The sequence below is a fragment of the Rhizobium sp. NLR8a genome (genome assembly GCF_019685235.1).
Lineage (GTDB): Bacteria > Pseudomonadota > Alphaproteobacteria > Rhizobiales > Rhizobiaceae > Rhizobium.
This window is the reverse complement of the sequence record NZ_JABDWI010000022.1, coordinates 15,664-38,015: the sequence shown is the minus strand read 5'-3', so window position 1 is coordinate 38,015 and position 22,352 is coordinate 15,664. Positions and strand designations below refer to the sequence as shown.

The following is a 22,352-nucleotide window of genomic DNA, read 5'->3' as shown; positions in this document are numbered from 1 at the left end:
GATTAAATATCCTTCCGCCTGAGGAGATAGTCGAGGCCGCCGACCCGATACCAGCGGTAGCCATAGGCATCGAGCATGACCGTATGGCGCCCCTTGTCGTCGGCTTCGCTACTTGCCCCATCGGCAATATCGATCAGCGATCGCCCGAGTTCACCAACATTAGGATCGAAGGTCACTTCCATCGGGTGCGGATGCAGGTTGTGCAGGATCAGCACCGAATTGCCGCGCCAGTCATAACGCAGCGCCAGGACGCCGTCGTCACCTGTGTCGACCGCTGAGAAATCGCCCCAACCGATCTCGGGAGCCTCCTTGCGCATCCGGATCATCCGCTCGGTCCAGTTCAAGAGCGAATTGGGGTCGCGCCGCTGGACGGCGACGTTGATATGTTCGAAGCCGTAGGGGCCGTCTTTGATAACGGGCGAAACGGGCTTCGCGCTTTTGGTGAAACCGCCTTCCGGTTCCCTCGACCATTGCATCGGGGTGCGCGCGCAATTGCGCTCCGGCAGGCACAAATCATCGCCCATGCCGATTTCATCGCCGTAGCGGATGACCGGCGTTCCGGGCAGCGAGAACAGCAGGCTGTAGGCCAACTCGATCCTGCGACGGTCGCCGCCGAGCATGGGTGCCAGGCGCCGGCGAATGCCCCTGTCATAAAGCTGCATGCCCTTCTCGGGTCCAAACGCGGCGAATACCGCGTCGCGCTGCTTATCCGTCAGGCGACCGAGATCAAGTTCATCGTGGTTGCGAAGGAACAGCCCCCATTGCGCGGTCGCCGGGCGCGGCTTCGTGGCCTCCATCGCTTTCTTCAGAGGCCGCGTGTCGGCCGTGGCGAGAGCATAAAACAGCGTCTGATTGACTTGGAAATTGAACATCATCTGCATGCGGTCGCCATCGTCGCCGAAATATTCGAAATTGTCCTTCGGCAGGATATTGGCCTCCGCCAGCACGATGGAATCTCCCATGCGCCATTGCAGGAATTCGCGAAATTTCCTCAGCATTTCGAACTGCTCGACCGGCTTGGTGACCTCGGCGCCCTTGGTGGCGATGATGAAGGGGGCGGCGTCCATCCGGAAGCCCGAGACGCCGAGCTGGATCCAGAAGCCCATGATCTTGAGTATCTCGGCCTGCACTTCGGGATTGGACGTGTTGAGATCGGGCTGATGATCGTAAAAGCGGTGGAAATAATAGGCCTTGGCTCTTTCGTCATAGGTCCAGGTCGTCTTCTGGACGCCCGGGAAGACCATGCCCTGATCTGAGTTTGCAGGCTTTTTGTCTGACCAGACGTACCAATCGCGATAGCGTGAATGCGGATCGCTCCTGGCGTCTTCGAACCAGGGATGATCCTTGGAGGTGTGATTGATCACCAGATCGATCAACACCCGTATGCCCCGCTGTTTGGCACCATGGGTGAATTCGACGAAATCGCCGAGCGAGCCATACCGCGGGTCGACATTATAGTAATCCGAGACGTCGTAGCCATCGTCGCGACCGGGCGAAGTCTGGAACGGCATGAGCCAGATTGCCGTCACGCCGAGGCCGGAGAGATAGTCGAGACGGCGCATCAGGCCCTGAAAATCACCGACGCCATCGCCGTTCGCATCCATGAAGGTCTCGACGGACAGGCAGTAGATGACGGCGTTCTTATACCAGAGGTCGTTGATCATGCCGGCGCTCCAAATGCATCTGGTCGCAAATCCCGTCGGGCGGAAAATGTTCCGCAAGGCGATATTGTGCGCGGCCAGTTGGATAATTCCGACCTATAGCGACAGGCTGGTCATTGATGCTTTGCTTATTTTAGATAATTCTGATGTAATGTGGGTGCCAGCTGCAACAGCGATCGGTGCAATGTCGGAGGATGCCATGCAGTGCGCTCGGACGGTCTCTTTCCTATCGGCCACCATGATGGCCGTGACAGTTGGCGAGGCCTCGAATTCTGCAGAAAAAGGCGGACGGCTGAAGCCGGTGAAGAGCACCCCCTCTGAGCATGTGCTGCTGGTTCCCCTCGACGCAAAGATGACGCCGCCGATCTTCTCGATCAGCTGGTGGTCGCGCGTAAGGCCCACTTCGGACGTCAATCCGCCCGGATCGCTCTTTCGCGAGACGAAACAAAAGGACGCGGAATACGGCTGGCGAGCTGACTGATCACGTTCAAAAGGAAAGGCCGGCGCGGGGCGCCGGCTTCAAAGATCCGTTCGGTTTGAAGCAACCTAGGCCGCGCGGCGGATCAGGATGTGCTTCTTCTTGCCGAGGGAGAGCTTAATGACGCCGTCGGAGGTGATTTCGCCGCTGCCGATCAGGCGGCGTTCGTCGCTGACAGCCTCGTCATTGATGCGCACTGCGCCCCCCTGGACGTGGCGGCGGGCCTCGCCGTTGGAACCGGCAAGGCCGGCGCGGACCATCAGCGAGAGCAGGCCGATGCCGCCGTCGAGTTCGGTGGCCGGGATCTCGACCGAAGGCAAGTTTTCGGCGACGCGGCCTTCCTCGAAGGTGGTGCGGGCCGTTTCGGCGGACGCTTCGGCCGCCTCGCGACCGTGGACGATCGCGGTCGCTTCCGTGGCGAGAATCTTCTTCGCCTCGTTGATTTCGGCGCCGCCAAGGGCCTCGAGCCTGGCGATCTCGGTGAGCGGCAGGCGGGTGAAGATCTTCAGGAAGCGGCCGACATCGGCATCCTCGGTGTTGCGCCAATACTGCCAGAAATCATAGGGGCTGAAGACATCCTCGTTCAGCCAGACGGCGCCGGAGGCGGTTTTGCCCATTTTGGCGCCGGAGCTCGTGGTCAGAAGCGGCGTCGTCAGCGCGTAGAGCTGCGGCGTCCCCATGCGATGGCCGAGATCGACGCCGTTGATGATGTTGCCCCACTGATCCGAACCGCCCATCTGCAGGCGGCAGCCGTAGCGGCGGTTGAGCTCGACGAAGTCGTAGCCCTGCATGATCATGTAGTTGAACTCGAGGAAGGAGAGCGACTGCTCGCGGTCGAGGCGCAGCTTGACGCTGTCGAAGGAGAGCATGCGGTTGACCGAGAAATGCCGGCCGACATCGCGCAGGAATTCGACATAGTTGAGCTTCATCAGCCAGTCGGCATTATTGACCATGAGGGCATCGGTCGGGCCGTCTCCGAAGCGCAGAATGCGCGAGAATATCTTCTTGATGCCCTCGATGTTGGCGGAGATCGCCTCCGGCGTCAGAAGCTTGCGCTGCTCGTCACGGAAGGAGGGATCGCCGACCATCGAGGTGCCGCCGCCCATCAGCGCAATCGGCCGGTGGCCGGTCTCCTGCAGCCAGTGGAGCATGGTGGCGGAGATCAAATTGCCGATATGCAGGCTCGTCGCCGTTGCGTCGTAGCCGACATAGGCCGTCACGACCTCCTTCGCGAACAGGTCGTCGAGGCCGCTTTCATCGGAAACCTGATGAATGAAGCCGCGCTCTTTCAGCGTGCGGAGGAAATCGGACTTGAACTCGGACATGGCTTTCGTCTCTTCGTGCCTGCGCTGCGCCCACCGGGCTTCACGCAACTTCGTTGTTGTTGATCTGTCGCGGCGCGTTTAGCACTGTTTTTACAAAAGTGCATCCGGGAATCGCATGGGAGACAAGCCTCATGGATGTGGTCAGAACCGCGATTGGACTGATGAGCGGCACGTCAATGGATGGAATCGATGTCGCGCTCATCAGGACCGACGGCCGCGGCTTCATCGAGCGCGGGCCCTTCCTCGGCGTGCCCTATGAGGCCGATTTTCGCGGCCGGCTCAAACGGGCGCTGGAACTGGCGCGGCCGCTGACCAACCGGCGCGAGCGGCCCGCGGAACTCCGCGAAATCGAACTCGAGCTGACCGAACGGCATGCTCTTGCCGTTACGGCATTTCTGGAGCGTTACGGGCTCTCAGCCGGTGCCGTCGATGTCCTCGGCTTTCACGGTCAGACGGTGCTGCATCGTCCTGACGACGGGCTGACGATCCAGATCGGCGACGGCCGGGAATTGGCGCGCCGGACGGGCCTATCAGTGGTCTACGACATGCGTGCCAACGACATGGTGCATGGCGGGCAGGGTGCGCCGCTGGTGCCGGCCTATCACGCAGCACTGGCGGGAAAACTGCAGCAGGCGGGAGAGGCGGTGTGCTTCGTCAATATCGGCGGCATCTCCAACCTCACCTATATCGACGCTGACGGCCGGATTGCCGCCTTCGACAGCGGCCCGGGCAATACGCTGATCGACCAATGGATAGAGATGCGGACCGGCAGACCCTATGATCCCGGCGGGGAGATCGGCGGGCGCGGCAAGGTCGTCCCCGCCTTGGCCGAGCGGTATCTGGACAGCCCGTTCTTCCGCGGCAATATCCGTCGGTCGCTCGATCGCGGCGATTTCGCGCCGCTTCGGCCTGATGAGGCGAGCCTCGAAGACGGCGCCAGGACGCTTGCGCATGTCGCCGCAGCATCGATCGTCAAATCCGCCGGTTTCCTGCCCGAGCGTCCCTCGGCCTATATCGTCTGCGGCGGCGGACGGCTGAACGGCACCTTGATGGCCGAGCTCTCGGCGATGGCCGAGGGATCGAGAGTGTTGAGCGCCGAGGCCGCGGGCTTCGACGGCGATGCGATGGAGGCCGAAGCCTGGGCTTATCTCGCCGTACGCTCGCTGGACGGGCTGCCGCTGACCTTTCCCGGCACGACGGGAGTTGCGGCTCCCGTCAGCGGCGGCGTGCTGGCAACGCCGTGACAGGCGAAAGAACCCCAGTGCGTCGTGACGATGGCGGTGGCAGACGTCGGTGCTCTGCCGGTCAGCGGATCCGCTTGGCCGCCGGCTCTGGCACCAGCTCGCCATTGAGGCGACGGTCGAGATAATCCTCGCATTCGCTCATCAGCGTCTCCACCTGACCGTTGAAGAAGTGGTTGGCGTTGGCGACCGTGCGATGGGTGATGAGGATGCCCTTCTGGGTCTTCAGTTTTTCGACCAGACCATTGACATCCTTTTCCGGCGCCACCTTGTCGGCCTCGCCGTTGATGATCAGGCCGGAAGAGGGGCAGGGCGCCAGGAAGGAGAAGTCGTAGGTATTCGGCTGCGGGGCGATCGACATGAAGCCCTCGATTTCCGGCCGGCGCATCAGAAGCTGCATGCCGATCCAGGCGCCGAAGGAATAGCCGGCGACCCAGCAGGTCTTGGAATCGGGGTGCAGGCTCTGCACCCAGTCGAGCGCGGAGGCGGCATCCGACAATTCGCCGGCGCCATGATCGAATTCGCCCTGGCTGCGGCCGATGCCCCGGAAGTTGAAGCGCAGCGTCGTGAACCCGCGCTTCTGGAACATGTAGAAGAGCTGGTAGACGATCTGATTATTCATCGTGCCGCCGAACTGCGGATGCGGGTGCAGGATGAGCGCGATGGGCGCGCTTTTTTCCTTGGAGGGCTGGTAGCGGCCTTCAAGACGGCCGGCTGGGCCGTTGAAAATTACTTCGGGCATTGGTACTCCGGGTTTTATTTCGCGTTCGCGCTGCGTTGGACGACAACATGACTTGACTAACGTTGTCAGCTTTTCTAAAACGCAGTTTAGAACAATTCGAAACTTGCATGGCGATCCACGCTTCGTGGAACGTGTCATAAGGCAAGCCCGGCGGAAATTTCAAGAAAAATGCACCGCGGATGCTGAAGCAAGCTCGTCAAGCGCAGGACTGAAGATCATGGCGCCGCCACGCCTTTATCTCGACTGGAACGCCACAGCGCCGCTGCATCCCGCAGCACGCGAGGCGATCATGCGCGCCATCGACATATTCGGCAATCCGAACAGCGTGCATGGGGAGGGCCGCGCCGCCCGCGCCGCCATCGAAGGCGCACGGCGCAAGGTGGCCGCTCTTGCCGGCACCGATCCGGGCAATGTGATCTTCACCAGCGGCGCGACGGAGGCCGCCAACTTGGTGCTGACGCCGGATTTTCGCATGGGCCGCACGCCGCTTCAGCTCGGCCATCTCTATTTTTCCGCCGTCGAGCACCTGGCTGTACGAGAGGGAGGCCGATTCCCGAAGGACCGCACGACCGAGATCCCGGTGACGGACGCCGGTATCGTCGATCTGCAAGCGCTGGCCGCATTGCTCGATGCCCATGACACATCGACAGGCCTCCCGATGGTCGCGATCATGTTCGTCAACAACGAGACGGGCATTGTCCAGCCGGTCGAAGAAGCGGCCAGGATTGTGCGGGCGCACGGTGGTCTCTTTGTGGTCGACGCCGTGCAGGCGGCCGGTCGTCTGCCGATCGAGATCGAGCGCATCGGCGCGGATTTCATCATCGTCTCCTCTCACAAGATCGGTGGACCGAAGGGGGCGGGTGCACTGATCGCGCGCGGCGAGGCGCTGATGCCGAAGGCGTTGATCCGCGGTGGCGGGCAGGAGAAGGGTCACCGGTCGGGGACACAGAATTCGCTGGCGCTGATTGGCTTCGGAGCTGCGGCGGAAGCCGTGCTTCAGGATCTTGAGGAACGGAACGCTGCGATTGCTGCGCTGCGCGACAGGCTGGAAGCCGGCATGCACGCTACCGCGCCCGATGTCATCATCCATGGCGCCGGTGGTCCGAGGGTCGCCAACACGATTTTCTTCACGCTCCCTTGCCTGAAGGCGGAGACCGGGCAGATCGCTTTCGATCTTGAAGGCGTTGCCCTTTCGGCGGGCTCTGCTTGCTCATCCGGCAAGGTCGGCGAAAGCCATGTGCTGACGGCGATGGGGCGCGACGCCAAGCTGGGGGCGCTGCGCATCTCGCTCGGCTTTTCCACAACGGAAGAGGATATCGATAGGGCGATTGCCGCCTTCGCGAAGATAGCCTGCCGGCGCAGGTCGGCGGGCGAGGCGGCTTGACCGCCTCATAAACTTGCGGAAACACAAATTTCCGCTTGCCAATCGGGCTGAAAAGTTCCTTTTGGCCTCCTACATCAGGGCAAAGGATTTTGCCCGGGGCAAGTCAACTGCCCATACGCTACAAGCTGCCGGACCTTGTATCCGGCGAGATTGGAGAACGAAATGGCTGCCGTGCAGGAAACGATCGACCAGGTGCGCCTGATCGATGTGGACCAGTACAAATACGGTTTCGAGACCGTCATCGAAATGGACAAGGCGCCGAAGGGCCTGTCCGAGGATATCATCCGCTTCATTTCGGCCAAAAAGCAGGAGCCGGAGTGGATGCTGGAATGGCGTCTCGAGGCCTATCGGCGCTGGCTGACGCTGGAAGAGCCGACCTGGGCACGCGTCAATTATCCGAAGATCGATTTCAACGACATCCATTATTATGCCGCGCCGAAAAGCGCGCCGGGTCCGAAGTCGCTCGACGAGGTCGATCCGGAGCTCTTGAAAGTCTATGAGAAGCTTGGCATCCCGCTGCGTGAGCAGGAGATCCTGGCCGGCGTCGAGAAGCCGAAGATCGCCGTCGACGCCGTTTTCGACAGCGTCTCGGTCGTCACCACCTTCAAGGCGGAGCTGAAGAAGGCCGGCGTGATCTTCATGTCGATCTCGGAAGCCATTCGCGAACATCCCGATCTCGTGCGCAAATATCTCGGTTCCGTCGTGCCGACCTCGGATAATTATTATGCGACGCTGAATTCGGCGGTCTTCACCGACGGTTCCTTCGTTTTCGTGCCGAAGGGCGTTCGTTGCCCGATGGAGCTTTCCACCTATTTCCGCATCAACGAGAAGGGCACCGGCCAGTTCGAGCGCACGTTGATCATCGCGGAAGAGGGCGCCTACGTCTCCTACCTCGAAGGCTGCACTGCGCCGCAGCGCGATGAGAACCAGCTGCATGCGGCCGTGGTCGAGCTCGTGGCTCTCGACGATGCCGAGATCAAATATTCCACCGTCCAGAACTGGTATCCGGGCGACAAGGAAGGCAAGGGCGGCATCTACAACTTCGTCACCAAGCGCGGCGATTGCCGTGGCAATCGCTCGAAGATTTCCTGGACGCAGGTCGAAACCGGGTCGGCGATCACCTGGAAATATCCGTCCTGCATCCTGCGCGGCGACGACAGCCGCGGCGAATTCTACTCGATCGCCGTGTCGAACGGCCATCAGCAGATCGACAGCGGCACCAAGATGATCCATCTCGGCAAGAACACGTCGAGCCGTATCGTCTCCAAGGGTATCGCGGCCGGCGTTTCCAACAACACCTATCGCGGCCAGGTCTCGGCCCACCGCAAGGCGTCGAATGCGCGCAATTTCACCCAGTGCGATTCGCTGCTGATCGGCGACAAGTGTGGCGCTCATACCGTGCCCTATATCGAGGCGAAAAACTCGACGGCGCAGTTCGAGCACGAAGCGACGACCTCGAAGATCTCCGAGGACCAGCTGTTCTACTGCCTGCAGCGCGGCATCCCCACCGAAGCGGCGATCGCGCTGATCGTCAACGGCTTCGTCAAGGAAGTCCTGCAGGAACTGCCGATGGAATTTGCGGTCGAGGCGCAGAAGCTGATCAGCATCTCGCTGGAAGGCTCGGTCGGTTGATATGAACGAGACGGACAAAAAATGTATTTTTGGACGTCTGGAGAATATGCGCGGGGAAATATTGGCGAAAATTCGTCCCCGCGAGCAAAGGTACGAAACGGAAAAGCCGCCGGAGCAGCCTTACGTGTTTCTCCAGCAGCGCATGGAAAAACCGGCAAAGATCATTGGGGTTATCGGGCGGCCTATGGAGATCCCGGAATTTGTCGAGTGCCTTCGGTTGATTTTAAAGGCAGCGGGCGCAGTTTTCGCTGCCATCTGTTTTTGGCGATAACGCCGAGTACAACATATCGACGCGCCCCCAAAGCGATCCTCGGGACGGGCCCGAGGATGACGGATCGAGGCCGGTGCGAACGGTCAATCAGGCGGCACTTGAACCCGCTTTATGAACAGGAAGAACGAAATGCTTGAAATCAGAAACCTTCATGCCCGCATCGCCGAAGACGGCACCGAGATCATCCGTGGTCTGAACCTTACGGTGAAGGCCGGCGAAGTTGCGGCGATCATGGGGCCGAACGGCTCCGGCAAGTCGACACTCTCCTACGTGCTGTCCGGCCGCGAAGACTATGAAGTGACCGAAGGCGACATCCTTTATAACGGCGAGAGCATTCTCGAGCTCGATCCATCCGAGCGCGCCGCCAAGGGCATCTTCCTCGCTTTCCAGTATCCGGTCGAAATCCCGGGCGTCGCCACCATGCAGTTCCTCAAGGTGGCGATGAACGAGCAGCGCAAGGCGCGCGGCGAGGACGAGCTGACGACGCCGGATTTCATGCGCCGCGTCAAGGAAGCTGCGGCCAAGCTGCAGATCAATACCGAAATGCTGAAGCGGCCACTCAATGTCGGCTTCTCCGGCGGCGAGAAGAAGCGCGCCGAGATCCTGCAGATGGCGCTGCTGGAGCCGAAGCTCTGCGTGCTCGACGAAACCGATTCCGGCCTTGATATCGACGCGCTGAAGATCGTCGCCGACGGCGTCAACGCGCTGCGTTCGCCTGATCGCGCTGTCGTCGTCATCACCCACTATCAGCGCCTGCTCGACTATATCGTGCCTGATACCGTCCACGTGCTCTACAAGGGCCAGGTCATCAAGTCGGGCGACAAGACCTTGGCCCATGAGCTGGAAGCCAATGGTTACGCCGACATCATCGGCACAGCGGCCTGAGTTCGGGTGGAAAGGACGACGTCCATGAACATGCAGACGACGAGCCGCCAGACCGCGGCCGAAACGGCGCTGATCGAGGCCTTCAATCAGCAGATCGGCGACCTACCCGGCAATGGTGCAGTGACGGCGCTGCGTGACCGGCTTCTCGATGATCTGAAGAAGGCCGGCCTGCCGACGCGCCGCATCGAAGCCTGGCACTATACCGACCTCAAGAATCTGCTGCGTGCCGTACCGGCGCAAGTGGGTGATGCGGGCTCCAACGCGCTTGAGCCGGTCGTTGCCGGTTCCTCGGTGCTGGCGGTCATTCAGGGCCATGCCAATCAGAAGGCGGCCGTCGACGGTCTTGGCCTGTCGGCCTATTCCGAACGGCTGATCGACGGTTCCGCCGTCGAAAGGCTCGATGCGTTGGGCAGCGACGATGCGGTCGGGCGGATCAACGGCAGCTTCGTGCGCGACGGCTATGTGGTCGACGTGCCTGATGAAACCGAACTTGAAAATCCGCTGGAAATCCAGTTCATCCATGCCGGCGGGCAGACGCATACGCGTCTTCCGGTTTCCTTCGGCGCCGGCGTCAAGGGAACTATCATCGAGCGTCACCGTGCGGTGACGGGCGATGCCGCCTTCGTGTCCCATATCAGTGACATCACAGTCAGCGAGGGCACGGAGCTGACCTGGATCATCCTGCAGCAGCAGGGTCCCGACGATACGCATCTTGGCCAGATCCGCATCGATCTCGGCGCCGACGCCAAGCTCCGGCTGTTCGTCATCAATGCGGGCGGCAAGCTGGTGCGCCAGGAACTGAATATCAAGGTGACGGGCGAGGGCGCCGATCTGACGCTGCGCGGCATCAACCTGCTCGGGGCCGATAGCCATACCGATGTGACGATGGTGCTCGGCCACGACGTCCCGCATACCGGTTCGACCGAAGTGATTCGCAACGTCGTCTTCGACCGCGCCAAGGGTGTCTTCCAGGGCATGATCCGGGTTGCGCCCGATGCGCAGAAGACCGACGCCAAGATGGCCTGCAACACGCTCTTGATGTCCGACGACGCCGAGTTTTCGGTCAAGCCGGAGCTCGAGATCTTCGCCGACGACGTGCAATGCGGCCATGGCGCGACGGTCACCGATATCGATGCCAATCATCTCTATTACATGATGGCGCGCGGCATTCCGGAGAACAAAGCGCGGGCGATGCTCGTCAACGCCTTCGTCGCCGAGATCGTCGAGGAACTGGAAGACGAGGCCCTGGTCGAGGCGCTGGAAAGCGTGATTTCGGCCTGGCTCGAAAAGCACGCCTGATCGGATGAATGCCATGGACAAGATAGTGCCAGCCACTGAGTACGACGTCGAAGCCATCCGCCGGGATTTCCCGATCCTGGCGGAGAAGGTGCACGGCAAGTCGCTGGTTTATCTCGACAATGGCGCTTCGGCACAGAAGCCGCGGTCGGTGATCGACGCCATCTCGCATGCCTATGCGCATGAATATGCCAATGTGCATCGCGGCCTGCACTATCTCTCCAATGTCGCGACGGATGCCTATGAGGCAGCGCGCGAGAAGGTTCGTCGCTTCCTCAACGCGCCCTCGGTCAACGACATCGTCTTCACTAAAAATTCGACCGAAGCGATCAATACTGTCGCCTATGGCTGGGGCATGCCGAAGATCGGCGAAGGCGACGAGATCGTCCTGACGATCATGGAGCACCATTCCAACATCGTGCCCTGGCACTTCATCCGCGAGCGCCAGGGCGCGAAGCTGGTCTGGGTTCCGGTCGATGACGAAGGCGCCTTCCATATCGAGGATTTCGAGAAAAGCCTGACGGAGCGCACCAAGCTCGTCGCCATTACCCATATGTCGAATGCGCTCGGCACGATCGTTCCGGTCAAGGAAATCTGCCGGATCGCGCATGAACGCGGCATCCCGGTGCTGATCGACGGCAGTCAGGGTGCCGTGCACCTGCCGGTCGACGTGCAGGATATCGATTGCGACTGGTATGTCATGACTGGCCACAAGCTCTACGGCCCGTCAGGTATCGGCGTGCTTTACGGCAAGAAGGAGCGGCTCTCGCAGATGCGCCCCTTCCAGGGCGGCGGCGAGATGATCTTCGAAGTCGCCGAGGACGCGGTCACCTACAACGATCCGCCGCATCGCTTCGAAGCCGGCACGCCGCCGATCGTCCAGGCGATCGGGCTCGGTTATGCGCTCGACTATATGGAGAAGGTCGGACGCGAGGCAATCGCCCGCCATGAGGCCGATCTTGCGGCTTACGCAGCCGAGCGCCTCAGATCGGTCAATTCGCTGCGGATGTTCGGGACGGCGCCCGGCAAGGGGAGCATCTTCTCCTTCGAGCTTGCCGGCATCCATGCCCATGACGTCTCGATGGTGATCGACCGGCAGGGTATTGCAGTGCGGGCCGGCACGCATTGCGCCATGCCGCTCTTGAAACGCTTCGGCGTCACCTCCACATGCCGAGCATCGTTCGGCATGTACAATACCCGCGCCGAGGTCGATGCGCTGGCCGATGCGCTTGATTATGCGCGCAAGTTCTTTGCCTGAGGAGTGTCCGTGATGAGCCTGGATGAAAGCGAACAGAAGATCGACGTGCGCGAAGGCATTGTGCATTCCAGCATCCCGGCCGATGAATTGGCGCGGCTCAGTGATGACGTCATCGCCGCCCTGAAAACCGTCTACGACCCGGAAATCCCTGCCGACATTTTCGAACTCGGCCTGATCTACAAGATCGACATCGAGGACGACCGGATGGTCAAGATCATGATGACCCTGACCGCGCCCGGCTGCCCGGTTGCGGGCGAAATGCCTGGCTGGGTGGAAAACGCCGTCGGCGCCGTCGAGGGCGTGTCGGGCGTCGAGGTCGAAATGACCTTTGACCCGCCGTGGACGCCGGACCGCATGTCGGAAGAGGCCCAGGTCGCCGTCGGCTGGTACTGAGCAGGAGATGGTACCGGCGCAGTACCATAGTATTGATCCGTTTACCTCGCGCGATTACATTTGATTCATGAAGCACCGGATCTTGACCCCGGTTGTGGAAGGAGATTGAGCCGATGGGCTTTGCAGTGATGAGCATGACGGACGGGGCTGCGGCCCGCGTCAAGGCGATCGTCGAAAACTCCGGCCCGGAGGCGAAGGGCGTTCGCGTTGGCATCAAGAAGGGCGGCTGCGCCGGGATGGAATATACCATCGACCTGGTGACCGAGCCGAATGCCAAGGACGATCTGATCGAGCGCGACGGCGCCAAGGTCTGGATCGAGCCCTCAGCCGTGCTCTATCTTCTCGGCACCGAGATGGGCTTCGAGCAGACGACCCTGCGCTCCGGCTTCACCTTCACCAATCCGAACCAGACGTCGGCCTGCGGCTGCGGCGAATCCGTCGAGCTGAAACCTGCCGATCTTGCGGCTCTCGCCGCACAGCGCCAGAGCGAGCCGGCGCATTCGTGATACCGTTCAGGCTGTTGGGAAATTTCCTTAGCATCTGTTCAAGAAAGCGGATGCTGGTCAAACCCTTATTATCACGGGCTTGATCAGTGGCTTGGATGAAGGTGAGGCTTGTTGCTGAAAAGCGTTCGAATTCTTGCCGGACGTAGATTTATACCAAACCATGCCAAAGTGCGCTCGACGATTCACCGTTTGGGGCCCCACCTAAAGGCCGATTTGATTGAATTTAATGAGACGCCATATGGCAGAAAATCAAATCAATGATCCGTACTGCTCTCAAACTTGCTAAGATCCTTGGTGCGTTGACTGTGTTAGCCACAGGATTGCTCTCTGGCTGCGCCAGAATGCCACCAGTATTTTCGGACGATGGCGCGACAATTTCATTCAAGGGTGAAAAGTTTAAGTACCATGCTCCCGGTCAAGCGGAAGTGTCTTGCAGATTTGTTGATCGGCGAAAATCGGCAGTTTGTGACAATGGCTTAACCTCCGAGTTGGTAGTGGCTGGGCTTTCCTTCCACGGCGTCGTATTAGTTGAATTCGATGGGCGGCGGTTTAGGCCCGCAGAAAGTCCCTAAACGACGCCGCGGTTCGAAAGCTGATGATCGCAATTACGCTACCCCTTAGAACAGCGGCCACTCTCGGACGGCCGTTAGGCGATTGCTGATCGAGTGCCGGTGTGTTCAGTCGCGCTTGATGCTCATCAGCATTTCCCACATGTCGGCGCCGGTCTCGAAGACAGCGGCGTTCGCCTTGTAGCTCTGCTCGGCTTCGATCAGGTCCGTGAGTTCAGTGGCCGGATCGACATCGGATGCTGTCGGGCTGACGATGGCCTGAACGCCGCCTGATCCGACAGAGGTGAGGCTGGTGTTCAGCCTGTTATAACCAGGGGTGCTGCTGTTTGCGATGTTGCTGGCGATCGCGCCGATCCGTGTCGTCTGTGCCTGCATGCCCGAAAGAGCAGTGTTTGCGATACCCGATATGCTCATCAACCGTTTCCCCGGAACTGGATAGTCGTCTTTTACTCGCAAGGCTTTAGGGAATGCTGAAGGCGCTGCGTTAGCAAAGATCTATCGGCGCGTGGTCATGCCATCATATTTGCTCCGAAACGGCACGGCGCCATACGCGTGATCGACACTTGCGTGAGGCTTTGCCCGCTCCCGGATACGGAAAGAGGGGCATCACAGCAGCATCGAGGCTCCGCGATCGATGTAGGTATCAAGAAACTGTTCGAGGCGGGGATTTCGCGGTCGCTTGAAAACCTCTTGCGGCGGACCGGTGAACAGCACCTTGCCGTGATCGAGAAAGATGATCTGCTGGCCGACCGTTGCGGCAAACCCGATCTCGTGGGAAACGACGACCATTGTCATGCCTTCGGCGGCGAGATCGCGCATGACGTTCAGCACTTCGCCGGTCAGTTCGGGATCGAGTGATGAGGTTGGCTCGTCAAAGAGCATGATCTTCGGGTTGAGAGCCAGGGCCCGCGCGATAGCAACACGCTGCTGCTGTCCTCCCGAAAGTTGCGACGGATAGTGGTTTGCCCGACCCTCGAGACCGACTTTGGCGAGCTGGGCCATTGCCCGCTCCTCCGCGTCCTTGCGGTTCATCTTGTGAACCGTCTTCAGCGCCTCGCTGACGTTGCCGAGCGCCGTCATGTGCGGCCAGAGATTGAATTGCTGAAAAACCATGCCGATCTGGGCACGAATCCGCCGATTTGCGGCGGCCGGCAATCGCTCCCTTACGCCCTTCGCATTTTCCGCAAAGCCGAGCACCTCGCCATTGACGGCAATGGTGCCCTTTGTCGATTCTTCCAGAAACGCCATGCAGCGCAGCAGCGTGCTCTTGCCGGATCCTGATGGACCGATCACGCAGGAAACCTGTCCCTGGGCGATATCAAGATCGATACCGTTCAGCACGGTGGAATCGCCAAACGTCTTGACTAGATTTTTGACTGCGATCGCGGGAACGCTCATATGTTGAAAAACCTGAATCTGGTGAGTTTCGTTTCGGCGAGACGACCGAGCCAGCCGGTGATTTCGACCAGCGCCCAGTAGAAGAGGGCGAGGACAAAAAGCGCTTCGACAAAAGCATATTGCTGCGATCCGATGGCGCTCAGTGTTGCCGTCAGTTCCGGCACGGTGATGATCGACAACACGGCCGTCTCCTTCATGAGGATGATCGTCATGTTGAGCGAAGGCGGCAGCACCAGCATGGTCATCTCAGGCAGCAATATGCGCCTGACGATCTGCGTGTGTGTCAGCCCAACGCATAGACCCGCCTCGATATGCCCCTTCGGGACGGCGGCAAAGCCCGAGCGGAATATCTCGCTGAAATAGGCCGCGCCGTAGATGGACAGGCCGACGACGCCTGCTGGGATCGGATTGAGCGACAATCCAACGAAGGGGCCGCCGTAGTAGACGAGGAATATCTGAATGAGGAAGGGCGTGCCGCGCAGCACTGCGATGACAATCCCGAACGCCCTGTCGAAGAGCACCCCGCCAAAACGCCGCGCGACAGCGACAAGGAAACCCAGAACGGCAGCGGCAAGAGCGGCGACGATCCAGATAACGATTGTCACGAAGGCACCGCTGGCGATCTCCGGCAAATGGCTGAAAATCACATTGATATCGAACGTCATCGCGGTGCTCCCGGCAGGGAGCGCTCGATCAGACCGCCGGCAAGCGCTACGATCCAATTGATGGCGAGGTAGATCAGACCGGCGGAAGCGAAGATTTCGAGCGGCAGAAAGGTGCTGCCGGCAAGGTCCTGGGCCATGCGCGTCAGCTCAACGATCCCGACAACGGAGACCAGCGAAGAAGCCTTCAAAATAAGGATCGCTTCGTTGACGAGCGCCGGAAAGGTCAGCCGCAGAGCGATTGGCGCCTTGATCCGGCGGAAAATCTGCATGGGCGTGAGACCGACCATCTCGGCGGACTCGACAAGGCCCGAGGGGACGCTGGCAAAACCGCCGCGCAGATTTTCAGCCTGATAGGCAGCCGTGCACAGCGAAAGGCCAACGACGGCCGCAACGATACTCGGCACGTTGATGCCGATCACCGGCAGAAGGTTGTAGATCAGCAACAGCTGCACCAGCAGCGGTACGCCGCGAAAGAAGCTGATGAAAACCTGCCCCAGCAGCATGAAAAGCCGTTGCCGCGAAAGGAGCATGGCGGAAACAATGATCGAGATCGCAAAGCCGATCAGAATCGAAACCACGCTGATCGTGACCGTGTAGATCGAAGCTTGCAGAAGAAGTTCGAAAAGTTTGGTGGACATGGGCGGTACTTGCCTGCGTGCTGCGGCCGTGACGTCTGTTCGCACGGCAAATTGCGCCCCGACCGATGGCGGGGCGCGAGCATTTCACCGGCAATGATTAGAATGCCGGATCCTTGACAGCGTCCGGTGTGTCGAAAGACGCACCGAACCACTTCTTTTGCAGCTCTGCCATACGCCCGTCTGCCTTGATCTTGAGCATCGCGGCATCGACCGCGTCCATCAGCGGGGCGTGATCGGCGTCCTTGAGACCGATGAAGCCGAAATAGGACTTCTTTCCGAAAGGCGGCAGGACAACTTCGAAAGTGCCCTTTCGCTGGCTCGCGACAAAGGCGATGTTCGGGAGCGAATTGGCAACGCCGGCAATACGGCCGGCTGCGAGATCGGCGTAGGTCTCCGTGAAGGCAGGATATTCGCGCACATCGACTTTGGTCGGCAGCGTGTCGGAGAATTCCTTCAGCTGGTCGAGCTGGGCAGTTGCCTTGCCGACACCAATCGTCTTGCCGGCAATGTCTTCCGGCTTGCTGATCGTCGTGTCGCCGGCCTTCTTAAGGATGGCAATCGTCGCTTCGGCGATCGGCGGCGTGAAGCGATAGCGCTCCATGCGCTTCTTGGTGATCGTTGCAGGACCTGCGACGATATCGAACTTGCCAGCCTCAAGCGCGGGGAAGACGCCGTCCCAGGGAAGTGCCACCCACTCGATCTTGACGCCAAGTTCCTTGCCGATCTCGGCAAAAAGGTCGACGTTCAGGCCCGTATGTTCACCGGCGTCGATATAGTCAAACGGTGCGAAAGCCGTTTCGGTGCCAACCTTGAGCGTGCCGGCTGCCTTGACGGCCGCCAGCGTATCGGCTGCGTGGGCGGAAAAGGCTGCTCCTAACAGGAACGCAGCGCCGACCAGACCCGTCAGCAGTGACTTTGCCTTCATGATCATCTCTCCAGTTTTATTCCTCCGACGGAGGAGTTTTGTTCCCGATTTTGATTTCAATGCGCGGATTTTTATGCTCCGCTTTTGACTATACAAATAGATATAGGCTGGCCTAGAGTGTCAATGTAAAAGTCAAGGAACGCAAAAATTGTGCCGGGTGGCGGCAATCTTTGCCGGCGTGACGCGACCGCTCCGGCACTTTGATAGTGACGCCCAACGAGGTGTGGACTTGGTGTCGATTTATCAGCGCATTTACATGGATATCGAGGCGAAGATCATTAGCGGCGATTGGCGGCCCGGCGACCGTATTCCCATAGAACATGAACTGGTCGCGGAATATCAATGCTCGCGCATGACCGTCAGCAAGGCACTGTCGGCTCTGGTCGAGCGCGGCATGATCGTCAGAAGGCGCAAGACCGGTTCGTTTGTTGCGTCGCCCCAGATCGACCGCACGGTAATGGATATTCAGGATATCAGCACCGAAGCGGAACTGGCCGGGCACGAACACCGCTTCGAGCTTCTCACCCGTAAAGTCGAACGCCTTGGAGAAACGGACGCACAACAGCTGTCGGAAGCTCCCGATGCGGAGATACTCAGGCTTCAATGCCTGCATATCGTGGACGGCAGACCCAATGCCATCGAACGGCGGATCATCATGCTCGACGCCGTCCCACGTGCGCGCGACGAGAGCTTCGCCTCGATCCCGCCCGGCAAATGGCTGCTTGCAGAAGTTCCCTGGTCCAAGGCCAAACACGTCATCCGCGCCGTCTCGGCCGATACGGCGACGGCGCGAATGCTGGAGATAAAAAGAGGCCAGGCGTGCCTTAGCCTAATCCGGCAGACCTGGCAGAACGGCCGGACGGTGACATATGTTGAGATTACCCATCCAGGCGACCGGTTCCAGTTCGCAGGGACGTTTCATCCGATGGCAAATTGAGTTGGCGCACACCACGGGAGGTTCTGCAAGTGATCGATGAGCGCTTCAAGACGATCCCGCTCAAGGGTCTGCAAGCCTTCGAGGCGGTGGGGCGTTGCGGCGGCGTGACGGCTGCGGCACTGGAGCTCAAGGTCTCGCCGGGGGCAATCAGCCAGCAAATTCACAAGATCGAAAGTTTTCTTGGAGTTTCGCTGCTGGAGCGGAGCGGGCGAACCGTTGAGCTGACCGCCTGGGGCCGGCTTTATCATCAGGAGATTTCGAAGGGATTTGAGCAATTTGCGTTCGCTCAGCAGTTATTGGAAAGGGCACGCAACGAGACGCCGCTGGTCCTTAGCGCACTTTCTTCCGTCGTCAACAAATGGATCGGCAGGCGAATCTTCGACTGGCAGGCCCTACACCCCGATGTTCAAGTGAGAATTATTGGACGGGACAAGGAGCCCAGGATTGGTTTCGACGATGTCGATTTCCGCGTAAGCTACGGGTCGGACGTCCTGCAGCACGACCATTATACTGAACTGTTTCGCGATTGGGTCGTGCCTGTCTGCTCGCCGTCGCTAATGCAGGATCGCGCGCACGCGGCCCGAGATCTCTTCGAGCAGCCGCTTCTGCATGTCGAGTGGGAAAGGCACTTCACGCCTTACCCAAGCTGGGCGGAGTTTGCGGCCATGGCCGGTATACCGTTCGACGCGTCGACGCCCGGCCTCTCCTTTACCCTGTCGAGCAGCGCGATCGATGCAGCCGTCAACAAGCGTGGCGTCGTCCTCGCGCAGATGTCGATGATATCAGATGAGCTCGAGGCGCAGACGCTCGTCACTCCCGTCGATATGCGGATTCCGCTGCGCGAAAGCTACTTTCTCGCCTGGGACCGCGCGGCACTGCAAAAGCCGCGCGGCCGCGAATTCCGCGACTGGCTCGTCGCCATTTCCCGTCAGCAAGCTTTGGTGTCAGCCCCCAAGTGAACGTTTAGAAAATCTAAAACGGACCTTAGCGCCGCGATGTTGATGAAAATTTGCGCCTGGTGATAATTTGCGCGGCCACCTTCAATCGGCAGCATGCATAAGGGGGAGAGCTCGATGGCGCGAACTGACAAGATGAAACTTGGGACCTTCGTCTACACTTTCGGCTTTCATCCAGCCTCGTGGCTGCATCCGGCCAGCGATGTCGGCGGCGCCAATGACTTCGCCCATCTGCTCGATGTCGCCAAACGATCCGAGGCGGCCAAGTTCGATTTCATGTTCATGGCGGATTCTCCGGCTGCCGCCGTCGGTGATCCGAATGCGCTTGCCCGTATTCCGACCAAGATGAATCGCTTCGAACCCCTCTCACTGCTATCAGCATTGGCGGTCACGACCAGCAATCTCGGTCTCGTTGCGACGGTGTCGACAAGTTATTACGAGCCATACAATGTCGCCCGCCTGTTCGCCTCGATCGACCATCTGAGCAACGGGCGCGTCTGCTGGAATGTTGTCACCTCCGACCATGACGAAACCGGCTACAACTTCAATCGCGAGGGACTTGATCCGCACGCGCTACGCTATGAGCGCGGCAACGAATTCGTCGATGTCGTTTTCGGCCTTTGGGACAGCTTCGAGGAAGGTGCTCTGCTTCTCGACCGCGAAAACGGTGTCTATTATGACAAGGACAAGCACCACACCCTCAATCACAAAGGCAAGCATTTCCAGGTCCGCGGACCCCTCAACATTGCGCGAACGCCCCAGGGCCGTCCCGTCATCGCCCAGGCCGGCGGTTCAGAACCCGGAATGGACATGGCGGCGCGCACTGCCGAGATCGTCTTCAGCCTCGCGTCGAATATCGAGCGGAACAGGGCCTTCTACGAAAACGTCAAGAGCCGGATGCCGGCCTATGGGCGCGATGCCGACGACCTGAAGATCATGCCGGGCATCGTTCTCAACGTCGGTGAAACGGTAGCCGAGGCGAAGGCGAAGGTCGACTATCTGATCGACAAGATGCATCCTGATGTCGGCCGGTTAATGCTTTCCGAATTCCTGGAAGCGGACTTGCGCGACGTGCCGCTCGATAAGCCCTTCCCCATGGATCGGCTTCCGGCGGCGCCGAAGGGTTCACGCGCCTTGTTCGACGAACTGGTCGGTTTCGTCAGGAGCGGCCATACCGTCGGCGAGCTCATCCGGCACTATGCCGAGAAGCATACCGGAAATGGCATTACAGGTACGCCCACCCAGATCGCCGACTTTATGGAGGAATGGTTCGAGACGCGGGCCGCCGATGGCTTTATCCTGATGTTCCCGACTCTGCCGTCCAGCCTCGAGGATTTCGTGGGGCTCGTCCTGCCCGAGCTTCGCCGCCGCGGTCTGTTCCGCGAGGAATATGAGGGAAGGACCTTGCGCGAAAACCTCGGTCTTTCAATGCCGGCAAACCGTTTTGCCAAAACGCAGACGCCGGCCCGATGAGTGCAGCGGCTTTGATCAGCGAAGCAGATTTCAAGCTTTCGATGCGTCATCTGGCGGGTGCGGTCAGTGTGATCACGGTCGGCGACGGACAAGACCACACCGGCTTCACCGCAACCTCGGTCTCTTCATTGTCGGCGGAGGTGCCCTCCGTCATCGTCAGTGTCAACCGCGCATCTTCCTCGTGGCCGGTATTGCAGCGGTACGGCTGTTTCTGTGTCAACGTGCTCGCGGCCGACCAGCAGCAGGTGGCGCAATCCTTTGCAGGTTTCGACGGACGCAAGGGCGTGGAACGCTTCGGTAATGCGGGATGGTATCGCCTCACGACTGGCGCGCCCGTTCTCGAAAACGCTCTTACCGTGCTGGACTGCAAGCTCGAAACGGAATTCCACCATCATTCCCATGCGATTCTGATCGGGCATATTTGCGCCATCCAAGTCCGACAAGGCATAGGGCCGCTCATCTATTGGCGCGGCGGCTATCGTGAACTTCCGGCGGAGGTCGATTGCCACGTTCTAGCGGAGCCGCTCCGACAATAGCCCTATCGAGGCAACATCCGCATTGGCAAAGGCAAGTCTGAGGTAATGCTCTTGTCTCTCGCCGAAATAGGCGCCGGGCAAACAGACGATGCCCGATTCCCTGGCGAGTCTTTCGGCGATCTCTGAAGATGATCGATCGGCGAAAGGGTGACGGACGAAGGCGAAATATGCGCCGATCGCTCCTATTTCCCAATCATGCAAGCTGGAAAAGACCAGCTTTAACGCATCCGCCCGGCGCGCGATTTCCAGCCGGTTGCCGGCCCGCCAATCGGCAAGCGCGGGGATAGCCGATGCAACGGCGATCTGAGCCGAGCGCGGTGCGCAGATCTGCATATTGTCCATCACCTTGGCGATCTCGGCGACGAGCTTGGGTCCTGCCGTGATGGCACCCAGCCTGTGGCCGGGGATGCAAAAGGATTTCGAAAAACTGTAAAGAAGGACGACCGTGTCCTCCCAACCCGGCTCGGACAGGAGTGAGTGCGGCCGGCCGTAATCCTCGCCCAGGAAATCGCGATAGGTTTCATCAAGGATCAGCCAGGTGCCATACTTCCGGCAAAGAACTAAAAGCTCGTGCAGCAGGCTTGGCGGATATACCGCTCCGGTCGGATTGTTGGGTGAGACGACTGCCAGCACCTTGGCGCCGGCCGCAAGTGCTGCTTCGGTCGAACTCGGGTTAGGCAGAAAACCGCTGGCAGGATCGCACTCAACCAATCGACGTCCGATTCCCAGCATCGACAGCGTCGTATCGTGATTGAAATAGAAGGGATTGGTGAGAGCCACCGTATCGCCCGCGCCAGCAAGGGCGATCGCCGCGCACATGAACGCCTGATTGCAGCCGGCGGTGATGTGGATATTGCCTTCGGAAAGGTCGGCGCCGTAAAGCGCGGCGAGATGTGCTGCATAGGCCTTGCGTAACAGGGGCTCGCCTTCGATTGGACCGTAGCCTGTCATCGCCTGTTGTCCGGCCGCCTCGGCAAGCCGGCGAAGCATCTCCGGATGGGCGGGATAGCCGGGTACGGCTTGCGATAGATCGATGAGCGGCCCCTTGTTGCCTTTATATTCGCGGCTCCAGGCAATGACGGAAGGAATGGGCGGGGCAGAGAGTCGGGAAACACGTAAATTGGGTTTTGCAGCGATCATGTCGATTTCTCATTGATAGCAATTGCTACAACGATACCAATTA

General features: G+C 59.9%; 23 protein-coding genes. 14 read left to right on the top strand and 9 right to left on the bottom strand.

Annotated elements, in window-relative coordinates:
• Nucleotides 1–2: 2 nt before the first annotated feature.
• Complete coding sequence (locus HJC04_RS30550) at nucleotides 3–1,664, bottom strand: alpha-amylase family protein (RefSeq protein ID WP_210631180.1); 1,662 nt, start codon at nucleotides 1,662–1,664, stop codon at nucleotides 3–5.
• Between the two features lie 13 nt (nucleotides 1,665–1,677).
• Between HJC04_RS30550 and HJC04_RS32140 the strand changes: the two genes are divergently transcribed.
• Nucleotides 1,678–2,142, top strand: a complete 465-nt coding sequence (locus HJC04_RS32140) for a hypothetical protein (RefSeq protein ID WP_311043531.1) — start codon at nucleotides 1,678–1,680, stop codon at nucleotides 2,140–2,142.
• A gap of 65 nt (nucleotides 2,143–2,207) precedes the next feature.
• On the opposite strand, the gene tyrS is transcribed toward HJC04_RS32140, so the two are convergent.
• Nucleotides 2,208–3,464: a tyrosine--tRNA ligase gene (gene tyrS, locus HJC04_RS30540; protein WP_210631181.1), complete on the bottom strand. Its 1,257-nt coding sequence runs from the start codon at nucleotides 3,462–3,464 to the stop codon at nucleotides 2,208–2,210.
• Between the two features lie 131 nt (nucleotides 3,465–3,595).
• Here tyrS and HJC04_RS30535 point away from each other — a divergent pair, with 131 nt between their 5' ends.
• Nucleotides 3,596–4,708, top strand: coding sequence for an anhydro-N-acetylmuramic acid kinase (locus HJC04_RS30535; RefSeq protein WP_221147772.1), 1,113 nt, complete (start codon nucleotides 3,596–3,598; stop codon nucleotides 4,706–4,708).
• A 61-nt stretch (nucleotides 4,709–4,769) separates the two neighbouring features.
• Here the strand turns inward: HJC04_RS30535 and HJC04_RS30530 are convergent, their stop codons facing one another.
• Nucleotides 4,770–5,447, bottom strand: a complete 678-nt coding sequence (locus tag HJC04_RS30530; protein ID WP_064705075.1) for an alpha/beta hydrolase — start codon at nucleotides 5,445–5,447, stop codon at nucleotides 4,770–4,772.
• A 217-nt stretch (nucleotides 5,448–5,664) separates the two neighbouring features.
• Between HJC04_RS30530 and HJC04_RS30525 the strand changes: the two genes are divergently transcribed.
• From HJC04_RS30525 to sufA, 8 genes are all read left to right on the top strand, one after another.
• Nucleotides 5,665–6,831 (top strand): cysteine desulfurase family protein, encoded by a 1,167-nt coding sequence (locus HJC04_RS30525; protein ID WP_221123371.1) that lies wholly within the window; start codon nucleotides 5,665–5,667, stop codon nucleotides 6,829–6,831.
• Between the two features lie 162 nt (nucleotides 6,832–6,993).
• A complete protein-coding gene (gene sufB, locus HJC04_RS30520; RefSeq protein ID WP_064705073.1) occupies nucleotides 6,994–8,463 on the top strand; it encodes a Fe-S cluster assembly protein SufB in 1,470 nt (489 codons plus the stop codon).
• A 1-nt stretch (nucleotide 8,464) separates the two neighbouring features.
• A complete protein-coding gene (locus HJC04_RS30515) occupies nucleotides 8,465–8,734 on the top strand; it encodes a hypothetical protein (protein WP_210631184.1) in 270 nt (89 codons plus the stop codon).
• A gap of 129 nt (nucleotides 8,735–8,863) precedes the next feature.
• Nucleotides 8,864–9,619 carry a Fe-S cluster assembly ATPase SufC gene (gene sufC / locus HJC04_RS30510; protein ID WP_210631185.1) on the top strand — a complete coding sequence of 252 codons (756 nt, stop codon included), beginning with the start codon at nucleotides 8,864–8,866 and terminating at the stop codon, nucleotides 9,617–9,619.
• A 24-nt stretch (nucleotides 9,620–9,643) separates the two neighbouring features.
• Nucleotides 9,644–10,918 carry a Fe-S cluster assembly protein SufD gene (gene sufD, locus HJC04_RS30505; protein ID WP_221147771.1) on the top strand — a complete coding sequence of 425 codons (1,275 nt, stop codon included), beginning with the start codon at nucleotides 9,644–9,646 and terminating at the stop codon, nucleotides 10,916–10,918.
• Nucleotides 10,919–10,931: 13 nt separating this feature from the next.
• On the top strand, nucleotides 10,932–12,173 hold the full coding sequence (locus HJC04_RS30500; protein ID WP_210631187.1) for a cysteine desulfurase: 1,242 nt from the start codon (nucleotides 10,932–10,934) through the stop codon (nucleotides 12,171–12,173).
• Nucleotides 12,174–12,185: 12 nt separating this feature from the next.
• Nucleotides 12,186–12,566, top strand: a complete 381-nt coding sequence (locus tag HJC04_RS30495; RefSeq protein ID WP_210631188.1) for an SUF system Fe-S cluster assembly protein — start codon at nucleotides 12,186–12,188, stop codon at nucleotides 12,564–12,566.
• A 113-nt stretch (nucleotides 12,567–12,679) separates the two neighbouring features.
• Nucleotides 12,680–13,072 carry a Fe-S cluster assembly scaffold SufA gene (gene sufA, locus HJC04_RS30490; RefSeq protein ID WP_210631189.1) on the top strand — a complete coding sequence of 131 codons (393 nt, stop codon included), beginning with the start codon at nucleotides 12,680–12,682 and terminating at the stop codon, nucleotides 13,070–13,072.
• Between the two features lie 677 nt (nucleotides 13,073–13,749).
• On the opposite strand, the gene HJC04_RS30485 is transcribed toward sufA, so the two are convergent.
• From HJC04_RS30485 to HJC04_RS30465, 5 genes are all read right to left on the bottom strand, one after another.
• Nucleotides 13,750–14,055 carry a flagellar basal body rod protein FlgC gene (locus tag HJC04_RS30485; protein ID WP_210631190.1) on the bottom strand — a complete coding sequence of 102 codons (306 nt, stop codon included), beginning with the start codon at nucleotides 14,053–14,055 and terminating at the stop codon, nucleotides 13,750–13,752.
• Between the two features lie 192 nt (nucleotides 14,056–14,247).
• Nucleotides 14,248–15,039, bottom strand: coding sequence for an amino acid ABC transporter ATP-binding protein (locus HJC04_RS30480; RefSeq protein WP_210631191.1), 792 nt, complete (start codon nucleotides 15,037–15,039; stop codon nucleotides 14,248–14,250).
• Nucleotides 15,036–15,704 carry an amino acid ABC transporter permease gene (locus HJC04_RS30475; protein ID WP_210631192.1) on the bottom strand — a complete coding sequence of 223 codons (669 nt, stop codon included), beginning with the start codon at nucleotides 15,702–15,704 and terminating at the stop codon, nucleotides 15,036–15,038. The genes HJC04_RS30480 and HJC04_RS30475 overlap by 4 nt, the downstream gene beginning before the upstream one ends.
• Nucleotides 15,701–16,342: an amino acid ABC transporter permease gene (locus HJC04_RS30470; protein WP_210631193.1), complete on the bottom strand. Its 642-nt coding sequence runs from the start codon at nucleotides 16,340–16,342 to the stop codon at nucleotides 15,701–15,703. Before HJC04_RS30470 ends, HJC04_RS30475 begins: the two co-directional genes overlap by 4 nt.
• A gap of 97 nt (nucleotides 16,343–16,439) precedes the next feature.
• Nucleotides 16,440–17,273, bottom strand: coding sequence for a transporter substrate-binding domain-containing protein (locus HJC04_RS30465; RefSeq protein WP_405047675.1), 834 nt, complete (start codon nucleotides 17,271–17,273; stop codon nucleotides 16,440–16,442).
• Between the two features lie 223 nt (nucleotides 17,274–17,496).
• On the opposite strand from HJC04_RS30465, the gene hutC reads away from it, so the two are divergent.
• The 4 genes from hutC (at nucleotide 17,497) to HJC04_RS30445 (ending at nucleotide 21,169) form a co-directional block, all read left to right on the top strand.
• Nucleotides 17,497–18,204, top strand: coding sequence for a histidine utilization repressor (gene hutC / locus HJC04_RS30460; protein ID WP_210631622.1), 708 nt, complete (start codon nucleotides 17,497–17,499; stop codon nucleotides 18,202–18,204).
• Between the two features lie 29 nt (nucleotides 18,205–18,233).
• Entirely contained in the window at nucleotides 18,234–19,163 is a 930-nt protein-coding gene (locus tag HJC04_RS30455; protein ID WP_221147770.1) for a LysR substrate-binding domain-containing protein, read from the top strand.
• 114 nt (nucleotides 19,164–19,277) lie between these two features.
• Nucleotides 19,278–20,633: an LLM class flavin-dependent oxidoreductase gene (locus HJC04_RS30450; RefSeq protein ID WP_210631196.1), complete on the top strand. Its 1,356-nt coding sequence runs from the start codon at nucleotides 19,278–19,280 to the stop codon at nucleotides 20,631–20,633.
• Nucleotides 20,630–21,169: a flavin reductase family protein gene (locus HJC04_RS30445; protein WP_210631197.1), complete on the top strand. Its 540-nt coding sequence runs from the start codon at nucleotides 20,630–20,632 to the stop codon at nucleotides 21,167–21,169. Before HJC04_RS30450 ends, HJC04_RS30445 begins: the two co-directional genes overlap by 4 nt.
• Here HJC04_RS30445 and HJC04_RS30440 read toward each other — a convergent pair.
• Entirely contained in the window at nucleotides 21,146–22,309 is a 1,164-nt protein-coding gene (locus tag HJC04_RS30440; protein ID WP_210631198.1) for an aminotransferase, read from the bottom strand. The genes HJC04_RS30445 and HJC04_RS30440 overlap by 24 nt on opposite strands.
• Nucleotides 22,310–22,352 lie beyond the last annotated feature (43 nt).

What these genes read in the sequence shown, in the direction of transcription:
- HJC04_RS30550 (WP_210631180.1), bottom strand. Translation starts at nt 1,664, where the DNA reads ATGATCAACGACCTCTGGTATAAGAACGCCGTCATCTACTGCCTGTCC.
- HJC04_RS32140 (WP_311043531.1), top strand. Translation starts at nt 1,678, where the DNA reads ATGCATCTGGTCGCAAATCCCGTCGGGCGGAAAATGTTCCGCAAGGCG.
- tyrS (WP_210631181.1), bottom strand. Translation starts at nt 3,464, where the DNA reads ATGTCCGAGTTCAAGTCCGATTTCCTCCGCACGCTGAAAGAGCGCGGC.
- HJC04_RS30535 (WP_221147772.1), top strand. Translation starts at nt 3,596, where the DNA reads ATGGATGTGGTCAGAACCGCGATTGGACTGATGAGCGGCACGTCAATG.
- HJC04_RS30530 (WP_064705075.1), bottom strand. Translation starts at nt 5,447, where the DNA reads ATGCCCGAAGTAATTTTCAACGGCCCAGCCGGCCGTCTTGAAGGCCGC.
- HJC04_RS30525 (WP_221123371.1), top strand. Translation starts at nt 5,665, where the DNA reads ATGGCGCCGCCACGCCTTTATCTCGACTGGAACGCCACAGCGCCGCTG.
- sufB (WP_064705073.1), top strand. Translation starts at nt 6,994, where the DNA reads ATGGCTGCCGTGCAGGAAACGATCGACCAGGTGCGCCTGATCGATGTG.
- HJC04_RS30515 (WP_210631184.1), top strand. Translation starts at nt 8,465, where the DNA reads ATGAACGAGACGGACAAAAAATGTATTTTTGGACGTCTGGAGAATATG.
- sufC (WP_210631185.1), top strand. Translation starts at nt 8,864, where the DNA reads ATGCTTGAAATCAGAAACCTTCATGCCCGCATCGCCGAAGACGGCACC.
- sufD (WP_221147771.1), top strand. Translation starts at nt 9,644, where the DNA reads ATGAACATGCAGACGACGAGCCGCCAGACCGCGGCCGAAACGGCGCTG.
- HJC04_RS30500 (WP_210631187.1), top strand. Translation starts at nt 10,932, where the DNA reads ATGGACAAGATAGTGCCAGCCACTGAGTACGACGTCGAAGCCATCCGC.
- HJC04_RS30495 (WP_210631188.1), top strand. Translation starts at nt 12,186, where the DNA reads ATGAGCCTGGATGAAAGCGAACAGAAGATCGACGTGCGCGAAGGCATT.
- sufA (WP_210631189.1), top strand. Translation starts at nt 12,680, where the DNA reads ATGGGCTTTGCAGTGATGAGCATGACGGACGGGGCTGCGGCCCGCGTC.
- HJC04_RS30485 (WP_210631190.1), bottom strand. Translation starts at nt 14,055, where the DNA reads ATGAGCATATCGGGTATCGCAAACACTGCTCTTTCGGGCATGCAGGCA.
- HJC04_RS30480 (WP_210631191.1), bottom strand. Translation starts at nt 15,039, where the DNA reads ATGAGCGTTCCCGCGATCGCAGTCAAAAATCTAGTCAAGACGTTTGGC.
- HJC04_RS30475 (WP_210631192.1), bottom strand. Translation starts at nt 15,704, where the DNA reads ATGACGTTCGATATCAATGTGATTTTCAGCCATTTGCCGGAGATCGCC.
- HJC04_RS30470 (WP_210631193.1), bottom strand. Translation starts at nt 16,342, where the DNA reads ATGTCCACCAAACTTTTCGAACTTCTTCTGCAAGCTTCGATCTACACG.
- HJC04_RS30465 (WP_405047675.1), bottom strand. Translation starts at nt 17,273, where the DNA reads ATGATCATGAAGGCAAAGTCACTGCTGACGGGTCTGGTCGGCGCTGCG.
- HJC04_RS30450 (WP_210631196.1), top strand. Translation starts at nt 19,278, where the DNA reads ATGGCGCGAACTGACAAGATGAAACTTGGGACCTTCGTCTACACTTTC.
- HJC04_RS30445 (WP_210631197.1), top strand. Translation starts at nt 20,630, where the DNA reads ATGAGTGCAGCGGCTTTGATCAGCGAAGCAGATTTCAAGCTTTCGATG.
- HJC04_RS30440 (WP_210631198.1), bottom strand. Translation starts at nt 22,309, where the DNA reads ATGATCGCTGCAAAACCCAATTTACGTGTTTCCCGACTCTCTGCCCCG.